Origin of the sequence: Streptomyces sp. NPDC001816 (assembly GCF_042892235.1) — a bacterium.
In the GTDB taxonomy this organism is placed as follows: Bacteria; Actinomycetota; Actinomycetes; order Streptomycetales; family Streptomycetaceae; genus Streptomyces.
Map to the genome: position 1 here is coordinate 20,943 of NZ_JBIATY010000002.1, position 14,464 is coordinate 35,406.

A 14,464-nucleotide genomic window follows, 5' to 3' on the forward strand; every position below is an offset into this window, starting at 1 on the left:
TGATCGTACTTGACCGTAATCGAGGGTCGGGGATTGACTGCATATATCCAACCGTCGACGACGTGCGAGGCAAGCCCTTGACTTCCGACCTGCTTGCTCCCCTCGACCTGGCCTTCTGGAACATGGAGTCCGAACGGCACCCGATGCACCTCGGCGCACTCGGCGTGTTCACCGCACACTCGCCCACCGCCGGAGCCCACGCCGCCGACCTGCTCGCCGCGCGCGCCGCCGCCGTGCCCGGTCTGCGCATGCGCATCCGGGACATCTGGCAGCCCCTCGCCTTCGGCGGCGCCGCCCGGGAGACCGATCCGGACTTCGACCCGCTCAACCACGTACGGCTGCACGCCCCGACTGCCGACTTCCAGGAGGCCGCGGGACGGCTGATGGAACGGCCGCTGGAGCGCGGCCGGCCGCCGTGGGAGGCGCACGTCCTGCCCGGCGAGGACGGCGTCTCCTTCGCCGTGCTGTTCAAGTTCCACCACGCCCTCGCCGACGGACTGCGCGCGCTCAAGCTCGCGGCCGGCGTCCTGGACCCGGTCGACCTGCCCGAGCGCGGCCCCCGCGCCATCGAGCCGCCGCGCAACCTGCTCTCCGACGTGCGCCGGCTGCCCGGACTCGTCCCCGAACTGGTCAAGGGCACCCTCTCCGACGTGGGCCGAGCCCTCGACATCGGCGCCTCCCTGGCCCGCTCGACCCTGGGCATGCGCCCCTCGTCCGCGCTGACCTCCGCGCCCAGCGGTACCCGTCGCACGGCCGGGGTCGTCCTGGACATCGACGACGTCCACCGGGTCCGCAAGAGTGCCGGCGGAACCGTCAACGACGTCCTCATCGCCGTCGTCGCCGGCGCGCTGCGCCGCTGGCTGGACGAACGCGGCGACGGCAGCGAGGGCGTCGCGCCCCGCGCCCTCATCCCCGTCTCCCGGCGCCGCCCGCGCGCCGCCCACCCACAGGGCAACCGGCTCTCCGGGTACCTGATACGGCTTCCGGTGGACGACCCCGATCCGCTCCGCCGGCTCGACACCGTGCGTACGGCGATGGTCCGCAACAAGGACGCGGGTCCCAACCGGGGCGCCGGGGCCGTCGCCCTGCTCGCCGACCATGTGCCCGCACTCGGACACCGGCTCGGCGGGCCGCTGGTCGGCCAGGCCGCGCGGCTCTGGTTCGACATCCTCGTCACCAGCGTGCCGCTGCCCGGGCTCGGGCTGAAGCTCGGCGGGAACCAGCTCGCCGAGGTCTACCCCTTCGCCCCGCTCGCCCCCGGTCAGTCCCTGGCGGTCGCGATCTCCACGTATCGCGGCCGCGTGCACTACGGGCTCGTCGCCGACGCGCGGGCCGTGCCGGACCTCGATGTGTTCGCGCGGGCGGTTTCGGACGAGGTGGAGATGCTGCTGTCCGTCTGCGAGGCCTGAACACCGCCCGGTCTTCGGCCGGGCCCGGTTTCCCACCCGTACCACCCCTGCGGCTTTCGTCGCCGGGTGGTGCGGGTGGCCCCGGTGGGGCGGATGCGCCGTCGGCGGCTGACGGGTCCGCTGTGGTCTGTGTGATCGAATGGGGCCGATGGGGCCGTTGTGGTGTGGTCCTCGGGCTCGGTGAAGCCCGGTGTGCGGGAGCGGTTTGGCGGGTGGGCCCCGTGCTCCGTAAAATTCCCCGTTCGAAAGCGGGCGCGAGTCGGAGCGCTGCGCGGGTGATCAGGGAAGCGGCAGCGCGATGACGGTGACAGAGGACGGCCCGACGGCCATGGACGAGGTCGAGTACGGCCCCGGCATCGACCCCGAGCGGCTGGCCGTCTGCCTCAGCGTGCTCGAGGAGCTCGACAAGCTGGAGGTCGACCACCCCGACGCCATCACGGTGCGCCGGGCCACGGCCGGCATCTACCGCACGGTCAAGCAGCGCCGCCGCCAGGAGCGCCGCGCTGCCAAGACCGCCCACGACAAGGCGGTCACCGAGGCCACTGCGACCGGCTCGGCCCAGCGCATCGACGACGAGACCGAGGGCATCCTGCCGTCGTCGGTCACCGAGGCCGGGAAGATCGCCGGGATACTCCAGCGCCCGCGCTCCTGCTACACCTGCAAGACGCGGTACGTGGAAGTCGACTACTTCTACCACCAGCTCTGTCCGGACTGCGCGGGTCTGAACCGGACCAAGCGCGACGCCCGCGCCGACCTGGCCGGCAAGCGCGCCCTGCTCACCGGCGGCCGCGCCAAGATCGGCATGTACATCGCGCTGCGCCTGCTGCGCGACGGCGCGCACACGACCATCACCACGCGCTTCCCCAAGGACGCCATCCGCCGGTTCAAGGCGATGGAGGACTCGGCGGACTGGATGCACCGGCTGGAGGTCGTCGGCATCGACCTGCGCGACCCGGCGCAGGCCGTGGCCCTGGCCGAGCGGGTCGCCGAGGCGGGTCCGCTCGACATCCTGATCAACAACGCGACGCAGACCGTACGCCGCCTGCCCACCGCGTACGCCGCCCTGGTCGAGGGCGAGAGCGCCCCGCTGCCCGCCGGTGAGCTGCCCGCCCACCACGTCATCGGCGCCTTCAACTCCGGCGCCGTGGACGGCATCGCCGCACTGCCCCTCGGCACCAGCGGCTTGGACGCGCAGAAGGTCGCCGACCTCGCGCTGGTCGCGGGCAACGCCAGCGTCGCCCGGCACCTCGACGGCACCGCCATCGACGCGGGCGGTCTCGTCCCCGACGTCGTCGACACCAACACCTGGGTGCAGACCATCGACCAGATCTCGCCGGTCGAGCTGCTGGAGACCCAGCTGTGCAACTACACGTCGCCGTTCATCCTGATCAGCGCCCTGCGCCCGGCGATGGCGGACGCCGCGAAGAAGGCCACCAGTGGCCGTTCCTACGTCGTCAACGTCTCGGCGATGGAAGGCGTCTTCGGCCGCGGCTACAAGGGCGCCGGACACCCGAACACCAACGCCGCGAAGGCCGCCATGAACATGGTCACGCGGACCAGCGCCCAGGAGATGTTCGAGACCGACGGCATCCTCATGACCTCCGTCGACACCGGCTGGATCACCGACGAGCGTCCCCACTACGACAAGCTGCGCCTGGCGGAGGCCGGCTTCCACGCGCCGCTCGACCTGGTGGACGGCGCGGCCCGCGTCTACGACCCTGTCGTGCGCGGCGAGCAGGGCGAGGACGTGTACGGCGTCTTCCTGAAGGACTACCTGCCCGGCAAGTGGTGAACCGGGGGCGGGAAACCGGTGGCCCGTCGGGCCGCCGATGATCTAGCCTCCAAGAGTCGTGCCGGGGTGCCCGGTGCGCAGGCGACGCGTTCTTCGTGGTTGAACTCCCCTTGCAGGCCCCAGAGGGCCTGTGGCCCTTCGGGGGCCGGCTCGCGTCGCCGTCTAGACCTCGGGCACCCGGCGCAGGCGTTCGTGCACGGCGTACACCCCTGCCCCGGAAGCGGCCCGCACCCGCGTCCCGCCGTCCACCAGCAGATCGGCGCCCGTGATCCAGTCGGCCGCGTCCGAGACCAGCCACACCACGGCCCGTGCCACGTCCTCAGGCTCCCCGATCCGCCCGAGCGGCAGCCCCGCGGCCACCTCCGCCTCGCCCGGCTCCCACACGAACCGCGCCATCTCGGTGCGGACGAGCCCGGGGGAGACCGAGTTGACCCGTACCCGGGGCGCGAGTTCGCCCGCGAGCTGCCGGGTGAGATGCAGCAGGGCCGCCTTGGTGGTGCCGTAGGCGCCGACGTGCGGCCCCACATGCCCGGCACCCTCCGTGCACACGTTGACGACGGCTCCGCCGTGCTCCCGCATCCACCCGCGCCAGGCGCACTGCACCAGCCGCAGCGGCGCCTCGACGTTGACCGCGAACGCCTCCCGCCAGGCCGCCGCTCCGGCTTCCATCAGCGGCCCGTACGGCCGGTTGGTCGCCGCGTTGTTGACGAGGACGTCCAGCCGCCCGAACTCGCGCAGCGCGAGATCCGTCAGCTCCTCGGGATGCCCCGCATCGGCCACGCTCCCGGCCAGCCCGATCCCGCCCAGCTCGGCGGCCGTGCGCCGCACCTCGGCCGCGTCCCGCGCGGTCACGCAGACCAGCGCACCGGCCGCGGCGAGGGCCTCGGCGACGGCACGCCCGATCCCACGCGTCCCGCCGGTGACGACTGCCGCCCTGCCCCTGAGCCCGTACGACGAGGTCATCGCCGTACCGTCTCATGACGGACCGTCAGAAACCAGGGGTTGCGCGCCCGAAGGGGCGCGGGGCTGTGTCGATGTGCGGCTCCGCAGCGTGGGCGCGACCAGCCACGACGGTGCTGCAGACAACCGACGGCCCATCATGGCCCCCACAGCGGAGCGCTTACGCGTCGAGCCGTGAATGCCGGGCCGCGACCAGCTCCAGTACGGTGCGCCAGTCCTCAAGCACCCCGGCGTCGAAGCCCGCGGTGCGGCCCTCCTCGGCGGCCTGGCGCAGCCGCAGCAGATCGTCGTCGGCGGGTCCGGTGGGGTGGGAGTACCCGCGAACCAGGCGGAACACCCGCTCGCCGAGCAGCGGGCGCACCGCGGCGGCCGCGCCGCGGGCCCGCCCGGCCTCGTCGCCCGGGCTCGGCACCGGTCCGATGCCGTGCACCAGCCCCGCCACCTGGAGCTCCTTGTCGGCAGGGCGGCTGCGGCGCAGCAGCGCGGCGGTTCGCAGCGCGTGCTGGTGCCGGCCGGCGTACAGCAGATCCATCAGCTCCTCGACGCTGCGCAGCTCCATGCGTCAGTCCTTCCGGGAGACGGCCGTTGCCCTCCGCCAGCAGATCATGGCGACCTTGCGACCCGGCCAACGGCACCTGAACTGCGCCGCATGTCCGCCGAGTGGGTGAATCCCACGGTGGGCGGGTGATGCGAGATGTGACAAATAGCGGCATATTGAGGGGCATTGGAGGGCAATCGACTTCCGATAGTTACACCTTGTTTGCACTCCCTATCGAGCGGACCCCCGCTCATTTGGTTAACCTGGAGGGCATGGACAGCAATACGGGGTCCCACCCACACCCCTGGTCCGAACCGGCGCCACCGCGTCCGACTGGCCTTCCATTCAGACCCGAGCGGGCGACGAGCATCGGAGCGCAAGCTGTCCGGTATGCCCCGAGGGTGACCCGACACATAAGGAGTGCGCGGTGACACCGGAGAAGACGAATCGCGACGAACGCCCCAAGGAACGCACGGAGCGCGGCCGCCGGCGGCCCGGAGAACTGGGCAGCCTCGACGTGTGGGCCCGCTCCGCCCCGATCCGCCTCGCGGGTTACGAGGACGACCTCGCCGAACCCCACATCCTGCCCAGCGTCGACTGACCCTCCGGGCCGGTTCGCCGCGATCGCCGCACGCATGGGCGTGGCAGACTCACGCCCATGCTGATCAGAGAAGCCGCGGCCGAGGACTGGCCGCACATCTGGCCTTTCTGGCACCGGATCGTCGCCGCCGCCGAGACCTACGCCTGGGATCCCGACACCTCCGAGCAGGCGGCCCGCGCCCTGTGGATGAGCCCGGCCAAGCGCGTCTACGTGGCCGAGGACCCCACCGGCGCCGTGGTCGGCTCGGCCTACCTCACCCCGAACTACGGCGGCCCCGCCGCGGGCGTCGCCAACGCGGGCTTCATGGTCGACCCCGACCACACCGGCCAGGGCATCGGCCGAGCCCTTGCCGAACACGTCCTGACCGAGGCGAAGGCCCACGGCTACCACGCGATGGTCTTCAACGCCGTGGTGGAGACGAACCCCGCGGTCGGCCTGTGGCAGTCCCTCGGCTTCACCGTCCTCGCCACGATCCCGCAGGCGTTCGACCACCCCCGCCGGGGCAGGGTGGGGCTGCACATCATGTACAAGGCGCTCGACCAGAACTCCGAGCCGGGGTCCGGCACAAGTGCCGTGGTGCGGCCTCAGGTTCCCGGGATGATCCGGCGGGTCTCATAGGCCCACATCGCGATCTCGACCCGGTTGCGGGCGCCGAGCTTGGCCATCAGGCTCGCCAGGTGCGTCTTGACCGTGCTCAGGCTGATGCGCAGGGCGTCGGCGATCTCGGTGTTGGTCAGCCCTCGGGCGACGGCGATGAGCACCTCCTCCTCGCGGGCGGTCACCGGGGAGATCGGCTGGGCGGCGGGCCGTCCGGCCGGCAGGTCCGCGAACGCCCGCAGCAGCCGCACGGTGACGCTCGGCGCGATGAGAGCCTCGCCGTCGGCGGCCGAGCGTACGGCCTGGGCCAGCAGCTCCGGCCCGGTGTCCTTGAGCAGGAATCCGCGGGCCCCCGCGCGCAGGGCGCCGTAGACGTACTCGTCGAGATCGAACGTGGTGATCACGACCACGACCAGAGGGTCGGCGACGCCGGGACCTGCCACCCTCCTGGTGGCCTCCAGCCCGTCGAGCAGGGGCATCCGGATGTCGAACAGGCAGACGTCGGGTCGCAGGTCGCGGGCCAGGCCCACCGCCTCCTCCCCGTCGGCCGCCTCGCCGACCACCTCGATGCCGGGCTGGGCGTTCAGCATGATCCGCAGCCCGGTACGGATGATCGCCTGGTCGTCAGCGACGAGAACGCGGATGGACACCGCTGTCCGCCCTTCCCCGTGGCAGTTCGGCTTCGACCTGCCAGCCCTGGTCGGCGCCGGGGCCGGCCCGCAACCGCCCGCCGAGCAGGGCGGCGCGCTCACGCAGCCCGGCAAGGCCGTAGCCGTCGCGGCCCCGGCCGACCCGCCCGCCGTCGTCCCGCACACTCACCCGTACCTGGTGCGGCTCCGCGGTGACCCGGACGACGACCTCGGTCGCGCCCACCGCATGCCGCATGGCGTTGGTCACCGACTCCTGCACGACGCGGTAGACGGCCGCGTCCACGGCCGGGGGCAGCGCGTCCAAGTCGCCCTCGAGGCCCAGGTCGACCCGGAGCCGGGAACCCGGGGCGCGCACCAGACGCTCCAGGTCGGCGACACCGGCCGGCGGCTTCAGCTCGGCGCCTGCCCCGCCGTCGCGCAACGCGGCGACCATGGCTCGCATTTCCTCCAGCGTGCGCGCCCCCTCCTCCTCGACCCCCTCCAGTGCCTCCACGGCAGCGGCCGGGTCCGTGCCCGCGACCACTCGGCCGGCCTGGGCGCGGATCACCATGGCCGAGACGTGGTGGGCCACCGTGTCGTGCAGTTCCCGGGCGAGTCGCTCGCGCTCGCGGGAGCGTACCTGCTCCAGTTGCCGCTCGCGAGCGGTCGCCCGGAACCGTATGGACGCCCCGATCACCCCGGGCAGGAGCAGGAAGGCGAAGCCCACGACCTGGTCGACGGCCGGGGTTTCGTCCGTGACGGCGCACACCGCGAAGCCCGCGAGGATCACCGCGCCGCCCAGCACGATCTCCCGTCCCGATCCCCACCGGGGCAGCGCGTACACCAGCACGAGCACGATCAGACCGGTGTACAGGCCGACCGGCTCCCGCGGGGCGGCCACCAGCGAGGCCACCTGGAGCGCGACCATCGCGGCGAACGCGAGCGCGACCGTCGCCAGCGGGCGGGTCCGGCGCCACAGGGGCAGTACGCACAGCCAGACGGCGAACACGACGGCCACGGGACGCCACACGACGTCCTCCCGCAGCGTGGCCTCCAGCACCACACCGCCCAGGCCGGCGGCGAGCAGCGCCCAGTCCCGCCACACCCGGGCAGGCGGGTCGGGCGGCCGTGGTTCGCTCCACAGGGTTCGCACGTCGTCTCGCAGCACGGTTCTCAGCCTAGGGAGCGCGCCGCGGCGCGCATCGGCCGAAAGGATGGGGCGTAACTCCGTCCCGGGGCGGACGGATCCGCGGCTCGCGAGCCGATGTCCCGGAGCGCCGCGGCGGCGAACCTCGGCATCGGCGGCCGTACGGAGGCGGCCGGCAAGGTCGTTGGAGGACCCGATGCTCTCGAAAACCCTCTCCCGTCTGGGCGCAGGCTCCGCCCTTCATCCGTGGCGGGTGATCGCGGCATGGCTGCTCGCTGCGGCGCTCGCCGTCGTCGCCGCGATCGCCGTCGGCGGGCGGACCGCGGACTCGATGACCGCTCCGGGACTGGACTCCCAACGCGCCGCGGAGTTGATCGAGCGGGCCGGCACCGGCCAGGACGGGATGACCGCCCAGGTGGTCGTCACGCCCCTCGACCGCGGGGCGACGTTCTTCGACAACGGCAGCGCGCGCACCGCCCTCGCGCGGCTGCGGGCCGAGGTGAGCCGACTGCCGCACGTGCTCGACACGAGCGACCCGGCGGGGGCGCTCGACCTGGGCGGGGACACCGCCGTGCGCGGCGGCCTGGTCTCGGCCGACGGGCGGATCGCGGTCGTGCGGGTGCAGTACCCCGACCAGAGCCGACTGTCGGCCAAGGACCTCGACGCCCTCGTCGACCTCGGTGACCGGTTGCGTGGTGAGCTGCCCCTGCGCATCGAGATGGGCGGGAACCTCTTCTACGTCTTCTCCGACCCCGACGGCGGCGCCGGCGAGCTGATCGGCATCCTCACCGCGGCCGCGATCCTGTTCCTGGCGTTCGGCTCGCTCGTCGCCGCCGCGCTGCCGATCGGCATGGCGGTCTTCGGGCTGACCGTCGGGGTCGCCACGATGACGGTACTCGCGGGGATGACGGAGGTCCCCACCTTCGCACCGGTCCTGGGCAGCATGGTGGGGCTCGGGGTGGGCATCGACTACGCGCTGTTCGTGCTCGCCCGGCATCGGGAGTACCTCGCGAGCGGGCTCGATCCCCGCGAGGCGGCCGGGCGCGCGGTGGCCACGGCCGGGCGGCCCGTGGTCTTCGCCGGCAGCACCGTCGTCGTGTCGATCCTCGGCATGGCGGTCGCGAACGTGCCGTTCATGACGGTGGGCGGGTTCGCGGTCTCGATCGTCGTCCTGGTCATGGTGGTCGCGTCCGTGACGCTGCTGCCGGCCTTCCTCGGCGTAGCCGGCTCGCGTCTGGCCCGGGTAGGCCGGTTCGGCCGGGTCCTGCGGGCCCGGAGGCTGGGCCGGCTCATCCGGCCGGGGCAGTCCGGACGGTGGCGGGTCGCGGCGGCGGGCGGTGTGCCCGCGTCCGGCTGGCAGCGCTGGATCGGGCACGTCAACCGGCACCCGGTGCCGTACGCGGTCGCTGCGGCCGGGCTGCTGCTGACGGCGACGCTGCCCGTGCTCGGCCTGCGCGTCGGTCTGCCCGACGACGGCTCGCTGCCGCACAGCCGCACCGAACGCCGCGCGTACGACCTCGTCGCCGAGGGGTTCGGCCCGGGCACCAACGGTCCGCTCGTCATCGCCGCTGACCCGGCCGGTGATCCGGGGATGCTGGACCGGCTCGTCGCAGCGGTCGCGGCGGACCCGGGCATCGCGTCCGTCGCGCCGCCTCAGGTAGACCGGGCCACGGGGATCGCCACCCTCGTGGTGTTCCCGACCACCGGCCCGCAGGAGCGGGCCACGGCCGACACCGTCGCCCGGCTGCGCACCGGCGTTCTACCCACCGCGGTCGGGCGGGGCCCGGCCAGGGCCCACGTCGGCGGCGCCGCGGCGAGCCTGTCCGATGTGGGCCGACGGACCAGCGAACGCCTGCCGGTGTTCGTCGCCGCCGTGCTGGCGCTGTCGTTCCTCCTGCTGATGCTGGTCTTCCGCTCGATACTCGTACCGCTCAAGGCGGTGCTGCTGAACCTGCTGAGCATCGGCGCGGCCTACGGCGTCATGGTCGCGGTGTTCCAGTGGGGCTGGGGAGGCACACTGATCGGGCTGGAAGCGACGGTGCCCATCGTGTCGTTCATCCCGATGTTCCTGTTCGCCATTTTGTTCGGTCTGTCGATGGACTACGAAGTGTTCCTCCTGTCGCGTGTGCGCGAGGAGTACCTGCGCACCGGCGACAACGACACGGCGATCGTGCAGGGCGTCTCGGGCACCGCCCGGATCATCACGTCGGCCGCCCTCATCATGGTGGCGGTGTTCCTGTCCTTCGCCGTCGCCGAGGACCCCTCGACCAAGATGTTCGGGCTCGGCCTGGCCACCGCGATCTTCGTGGACGCCACACTCGTACGTATGGTGCTGGTGCCCGCCACCATGACGCTGCTCGGCCGGGCCAACTGGTGGCTGCCGCGGTGGCTGGACCGCGGCCGCGCTGCCGAGGCCGAGCTGCGCGACGGATGCCGGCGCCGCTACCCCTGATCCGCCAGGGGTGCCGTCCGCTGCCACGGGTGCAGGCTCTCCAGCTGCTCCGCCAGCATCAGCAGGTCCTCCTCCGTGCCCGGGCGGCCCACCAGTTGGACGGCGCAGGGGGCGCCGGAGGGGAGGGTGCCGAGGGGGATCGACATCGCGGGCCAGCCCGTCAGGTTCCAGGGCGGGGTGAAGGGGGAGTAGGCGGAGTTGGCCGCGATGTTGCGCAGCCAGCCGCGCTTGTGCCAGGGGGCGGCCTTGGGGGAGCGGCGGGCCAGAGTCGGCGTGAGCAGGACGTCGTGCTCGGTGAAGAAGGGGGTCAGCCGGGCGCGGAGGCGTTCGCGCTGGTCGCCGGTGCGGACCGAGGCGAGGAAGCGGCGGCCCACGGCCGCGTGCACCCGGGTGCGCCGGGCCAGCCGCGCCGGGTCGAGGCCCTCCGCGTCCACCGCCGTACCCGCCGTCCAGTGCTGGAGCGAAGTGATGCTGAGGGAGAGCGGGTAGGGCGGCTCGGCCCGCCGGACCCGGTGCCCGGCCTTGGCCAGCACCCCGGCCGCCTGCCGCACCGCGGTCGTATACGGCTTGCTCACGCTCACCCCGGCGAGCGGGCTGCGCAGGGCGACGGCGATCCTGAGCGGTGTCCGCCCCTCGCGTCGTACGAACTCGGCGTCCGCGAGGACCGACAGCATCAGCCGCACATCCTCGACCGTCGTGGCCAGCGGACCGTTCTCCGACATCCCGAACCAGTCGCCGTTGCCGATCCCGGCCGGCACCACGCCGTGCCCCGGCTTCAGTGTGACCAGCCCGCAGTTGGCCGCCGGGATGCGCAGTGAGCCCATCCCGTCATTGCCGAGCGCGATCGGCACCAGGCCCGCCGCCACCGCGGCCGCGCTGCCGCCGGACGAGCCGCCCGCGTTGCGGGAGGTGTCCCACGGATTGCGGGCGATGCCGAACACGCCCTCGGTGGTGCCGAAGACGCACAGCTCGGGCACGTTCGTCAGACCCACGACCACCGCACCGGCCGCCCGCAGCCGGGCCACCGTCACATGGTCCTCGCCGGCCGGGGTGTCCGGGGTCGCGGCCGAGCCGTCGCGGTGGGACTCGCCGCGCACCGCCAGGTTGTCCTTCACCGCCACCGGCACACCGGCGAGCGGCAGTTCGGCCAGATCGGCACGGGACGCCACCGCGTCCGCCTCCGCGAGCGCGGCCTCGGCCCGTACCTTCCGGAACGCCCCGATCCGGCCGTCCAGCCGCTCGATTCGCGCGAGGTGCTCCGCCACCACCTCCCGTGGCGTGACCTCCTTCGCGCGTACGGCGGCGGCGATCTCGGCGGCGGTCCGGCCGGCCCAGCTGCTCACGGGCACTCCTCGGATACTCGTCGGTATCAATCAGCGTGTAGGGAGAACTGTGCACGGTCGGGGGCTGCACGTCGAGGGGGCGAAGTCCGCCGGTGCAGTGGCGGCTCACGGGGTGACAGGGCGCTCGAAGAAGGTCTCGAGCACCACGGTGGCCTGCGTGCCGCTGACTCCCTCGATCGCGTAGATACGGCGCAGCACGTCCTGGAGTTGCTGCGTGGTGGAGGTCCTGACCTTGACCAGGACCGAGGCGCTTCCGGCGATCACATGTGCTTCCTCTATCTCCGGAATGGCGGCGAACCGGTCGCCGGAGTCGCCCACCCACCGGGTCGAGTCCACCATCACGAAGGCGAGCACGTTCCGCCCGATGGCAGCGGGATCGACCTCGGCGGCCGTCCGGCGGATGACCCCGCGATCCCGGAGCTTGCGCACGCGTTCGTGGGTGGCCCCCGCGGACAGTCCGACGGCCTCGCCCAGCGCCGTATACGGCCTGGTGGCGTCCTCCTGGAGGAGGGCGAGCAACTGCCGATCGACGTCGTCCACGGTATCTCCTTCGGTAAAGAGCTTGATCTGCCGAATCTCATTCTGCATAGTTCTGACTCGACAGATCAACATTCGGACAGATGGTGAAGGTGACGGCATGCCCGGCGAGCGACCGCAGTTGTACGAGATCCTCGATGACCGGTTCCGTACGGGCAGGTGCCAGGCGGGTGACTCGAAGCTGGAGACCCTCTTCGAGGGCAGTCGCTGGGCCGAGGGTCCCGTCTACGTCCCGGCCGGGCGGTACCTGGTGTGGAGCGACATCCCCAACGACCGCCTGCTGCGCTGGGACGAGACCACCGGCAAGGTCGGCGTCTTCCGCTCACCCGCCGGCCACCCCAACGGCAACACCCTGGACAACGAGGGCCGGCTCATCACCTGCGAGCAGGGCAACCGCCGCGTCACCCGCACCGAGCACGACGGCTCGATCACCGTGATCGCCGAGCACTTCCAGGGCAGGAAGCTCAACAGCCCGAACGACGCCGCCGTGCGGTCCGACGGGTCGATCTGGTTCTCCGACCCTGACTTCGGGATCACCAGCGACTACGAGGGGCACCGCGCCGAGAGCGAGATCGGCGCCTGCAACGTGTACCGCGTCGACCCGGGCACCGGCGAGGTACGGCTGGTCGCCGACGGCTTCCGCGGGCCCAACGGCCTCGTCTTCTCGCCGGACGAGCGCCGGCTGTACGTCTCGGACAGCAGGGCCAACCACGTTCGTGTCTTCGACGTCCAGGACGACAGCACCCTCGCCGGGGGCGAGGTCTTCGCCGAGTGCCGGATCGGCAACTTCGACAACATCCGCTTCGACGACGCGGGCCGGCTCTGGGCCGCCGCCATGGACGGCGGTGTGCACTGCTACGACCCGGACGGCACGCTTCTCGGCCGCCTGCTGGTCCCCGACTCCGTCGCCAACATCCGCTTCGGCGGCGCCAAGCGGAACCGCATGTTCATCGCCGCCGACACCGCCCTCTACTCCCTCGTCATGTCGGTCACCGGCACACCACCGCTGCCGACCGCGATCCGCGCGTCCTGACCCGTCCCCCTCGGAAGCCGGGAGTGACCGCCGACGAGCGGGATGCGTGGCCGGCGCCGGAGTTCATCCGGCCCGACCGGGTCCTGACCGTCGACGTGAAGCCCGCCGGCGATGCCGCGCTGGAGGTGGTGCCTGCCGGCGGCCTGGTCTTCCGCGATGCGCACCACCGGGACTTCGTGCACGGCGATGTCAAGGTCCGGCAGCGCACGATCGCCCATCGCTGCCTGAAGGAGCCGCAGCTCACCAGTACATGAGCGCGATCGAGCCGCTGCCCCAGGCGGAGTACAGGCGGGCCCGAGCCACGTAGTTGTGGTCCTTGAGGAGTTTGACCGTGAGGCGGCCGTTGCGGTCCTGTCCGCTGTCGTCGTCGGCGGTGACGAACTGAAGCTCGCCGTCGACGCGCTCGAACAGGGCCAGGACGACGTCGCTGTTGCCGAACGTGCCGATCTCGTAGCTCCGGGTCTCCGTCGGAGCGATCTCGAAGTCGGCCTGTTCCCCGGTGGCGAGCTGCAGCGGGGTCGACTGGAACGCCTCGAGCCGGGCCGGCTGGGCGGCGAGCGGCGGGTACCACTGCAGGACGCGCTCCTTGTCCACCGCGGACAGGCCCAGTGTCTCGGGGATGCCGTTGCGGTAGGCCTCGGGGCGCACGATCAGTCCGGGTCCGAAGCTGTACTCCATGATGGAATGGACATCCCAGTCGGAGCCCGTGACCTCGTCCTTCGACAGCTTGCGCAGGATGTTCTCGAACGTGACCTCGTGCGGCCAGTTGTTTGGCGGTTTGCCGAGATCCTCGTAGACCTTCGCCTCGTTCCACTCGATGCCCGCGAACGGGTTCTGGTGCTCGTGGGCGAAGCCGATCGCGTGTCCGGTCTCGTGCAGCGCGGTGGCCTTGCCGTAGGGGGTGGTCAGGTCCCAGCCGAAGGTCATGGTGGCTTCGTTGGTGCCGATGAGTAGATTGTCCCGGCCGACGTACGACGCGGAGCCGTCGCGCTCCCGGAACGCGATACGGATCTCGGACTCGGTGGGATCGGTCACTTCCACGAACTCCAGCCCGATCCCGAGGTGCTTCCAGGCCTGGAAGGCGCGCCGGACCTCTTCCAGCTGCTCCGGGCCTCCGATGTCACCGCCCTGGTCGAGGAAGGCGTAGTGCAGGACCGTGCCGTTGATCCACTTGGCGCGGACCAGCAGGATCGCCCTCGACCGGCCCGGGCTGAGGTCCGGGCGCAACACGGGCTGGGTCTGGGGTGGTTGGACGCAGTAGCGAGGCGTGATCGTCCCGCTCGCGGACGGCGCGTTCATGACGGCTCCCCTTCAAGTGCGTGTCTGTCACCACGAGGGCGAACGCGCACCCAGCCGTCGGCCGACGGCCGGGCGGAGAAGGAGGACGGCGGCAGGATTCCGATCGCCACCACGGTGCTACGGTTCC

General features: G+C 72.1%; 12 protein-coding genes and 2 pseudogenes. 7 read left to right on the forward strand and 7 right to left on the reverse strand.

Annotated features, from left to right (window positions below; genetic code table 11):
- Positions 1–77: 77 nt before the first annotated feature.
- Both ACFYZZ_RS05760 and ACFYZZ_RS05765 read left to right on the forward strand, forming a co-directional pair.
- The gene (locus ACFYZZ_RS05760; RefSeq protein WP_386576952.1) at positions 78–1,409 is read left to right on the forward strand and encodes a wax ester/triacylglycerol synthase family O-acyltransferase; all 1,332 of its coding nucleotides are present in this window, start codon (positions 78–80) and stop codon (positions 1,407–1,409) included.
- 298 nt (positions 1,410–1,707) lie between these two features.
- On the forward strand, positions 1,708–3,201 hold the full coding sequence (locus ACFYZZ_RS05765; protein ID WP_389172096.1) for an SDR family NAD(P)-dependent oxidoreductase: 1,494 nt from the start codon (positions 1,708–1,710) through the stop codon (positions 3,199–3,201).
- Positions 3,202–3,363: 162 nt separating this feature from the next.
- Here the strand turns inward: ACFYZZ_RS05765 and ACFYZZ_RS05770 are convergent, their stop codons facing one another.
- On the reverse strand, positions 3,364–4,164 hold the full coding sequence (locus ACFYZZ_RS05770) for an SDR family oxidoreductase (protein WP_389172098.1): 801 nt from the start codon (positions 4,162–4,164) through the stop codon (positions 3,364–3,366).
- Between the two features lie 157 nt (positions 4,165–4,321).
- Entirely contained in the window at positions 4,322–4,720 is a 399-nt protein-coding gene (locus tag ACFYZZ_RS05775) for a hypothetical protein (protein ID WP_389172100.1), read from the reverse strand.
- Between the two features lie 406 nt (positions 4,721–5,126).
- Between ACFYZZ_RS05775 and ACFYZZ_RS05780 the strand changes: the two genes are divergently transcribed.
- On the forward strand, positions 5,127–5,300 hold the full coding sequence (locus ACFYZZ_RS05780) for a hypothetical protein (protein WP_107407368.1): 174 nt from the start codon (positions 5,127–5,129) through the stop codon (positions 5,298–5,300).
- Positions 5,301–5,357: 57 nt separating this feature from the next.
- Positions 5,358–5,837, forward strand: a pseudogene (locus ACFYZZ_RS05785) (GNAT family N-acetyltransferase); the annotation flags it as partial.
- Positions 5,838–5,884: 47 nt separating this feature from the next.
- Here the strand turns inward: ACFYZZ_RS05785 and ACFYZZ_RS05790 are convergent.
- Positions 5,885–6,547, reverse strand: a complete 663-nt coding sequence (locus ACFYZZ_RS05790; protein ID WP_389172102.1) for a response regulator — start codon at positions 6,545–6,547, stop codon at positions 5,885–5,887.
- Positions 6,522–7,694, reverse strand: a complete 1,173-nt coding sequence (locus ACFYZZ_RS05795; protein ID WP_389172104.1) for a sensor histidine kinase — start codon at positions 7,692–7,694, stop codon at positions 6,522–6,524. The genes ACFYZZ_RS05790 and ACFYZZ_RS05795 overlap by 26 nt, the downstream gene beginning before the upstream one ends.
- Positions 7,695–7,869: 175 nt before the next feature.
- Here ACFYZZ_RS05795 and ACFYZZ_RS05800 point away from each other — a divergent pair, with 175 nt between their 5' ends.
- Complete coding sequence (locus tag ACFYZZ_RS05800; protein ID WP_389172105.1) at positions 7,870–10,125, forward strand: MMPL family transporter; 2,256 nt, start codon at positions 7,870–7,872, stop codon at positions 10,123–10,125.
- On the opposite strand, the gene ACFYZZ_RS05805 is transcribed toward ACFYZZ_RS05800, so the two are convergent.
- Positions 10,116–11,468, reverse strand: coding sequence for an amidase (locus ACFYZZ_RS05805; RefSeq protein ID WP_389172106.1), 1,353 nt, complete (start codon positions 11,466–11,468; stop codon positions 10,116–10,118). The two genes, ACFYZZ_RS05800 and ACFYZZ_RS05805, sit on opposite strands and share 10 nt — an antisense overlap.
- Positions 11,469–11,573: 105 nt before the next feature.
- Positions 11,574–12,008 carry an Lrp/AsnC family transcriptional regulator gene (locus ACFYZZ_RS05810; protein ID WP_389172108.1) on the reverse strand — a complete coding sequence of 145 codons (435 nt, stop codon included), beginning with the start codon at positions 12,006–12,008 and terminating at the stop codon, positions 11,574–11,576.
- A 97-nt stretch (positions 12,009–12,105) separates the two neighbouring features.
- On the opposite strand from ACFYZZ_RS05810, the gene ACFYZZ_RS05815 reads away from it, so the two are divergent.
- Positions 12,106–13,038, forward strand: a complete 933-nt coding sequence (locus ACFYZZ_RS05815; RefSeq protein ID WP_389172110.1) for an SMP-30/gluconolactonase/LRE family protein — start codon at positions 12,106–12,108, stop codon at positions 13,036–13,038.
- 20 nt (positions 13,039–13,058) lie between these two features.
- Positions 13,059–13,253, forward strand: a pseudogene (locus tag ACFYZZ_RS05820) (NAD(+) synthase); the annotation flags it as partial.
- 25 nt (positions 13,254–13,278) lie between these two features.
- Here ACFYZZ_RS05820 and ACFYZZ_RS05825 read toward each other — a convergent pair.
- Positions 13,279–14,337 (reverse strand): M12 family metallopeptidase, encoded by a 1,059-nt coding sequence (locus ACFYZZ_RS05825; RefSeq protein WP_389172112.1) that lies wholly within the window; start codon positions 14,335–14,337, stop codon positions 13,279–13,281.
- Between the last annotated feature and the right edge of the window lie 127 nt (positions 14,338–14,464).

Excerpts from the sequence above, each read along its gene's own strand:
- ACFYZZ_RS05825 (WP_389172112.1), bottom strand. The coding sequence starts at position 14,337 with ATGAACGCGCCGTCCGCGAGCGGGACGATCACGCCTCGCTACTGCGTC.
- ACFYZZ_RS05775 (WP_389172100.1), bottom strand. The coding sequence starts at position 4,720 with ATGGAGCTGCGCAGCGTCGAGGAGCTGATGGATCTGCTGTACGCCGGC.
- ACFYZZ_RS05800 (WP_389172105.1), top strand. The coding sequence starts at position 7,870 with ATGCTCTCGAAAACCCTCTCCCGTCTGGGCGCAGGCTCCGCCCTTCAT.
- ACFYZZ_RS05770 (WP_389172098.1), bottom strand. The coding sequence starts at position 4,164 with ATGACCTCGTCGTACGGGCTCAGGGGCAGGGCGGCAGTCGTCACCGGC.
- ACFYZZ_RS05765 (WP_389172096.1), top strand. The coding sequence starts at position 1,708 with ATGACGGTGACAGAGGACGGCCCGACGGCCATGGACGAGGTCGAGTAC.
- ACFYZZ_RS05815 (WP_389172110.1), top strand. The coding sequence starts at position 12,106 with ATGCCCGGCGAGCGACCGCAGTTGTACGAGATCCTCGATGACCGGTTC.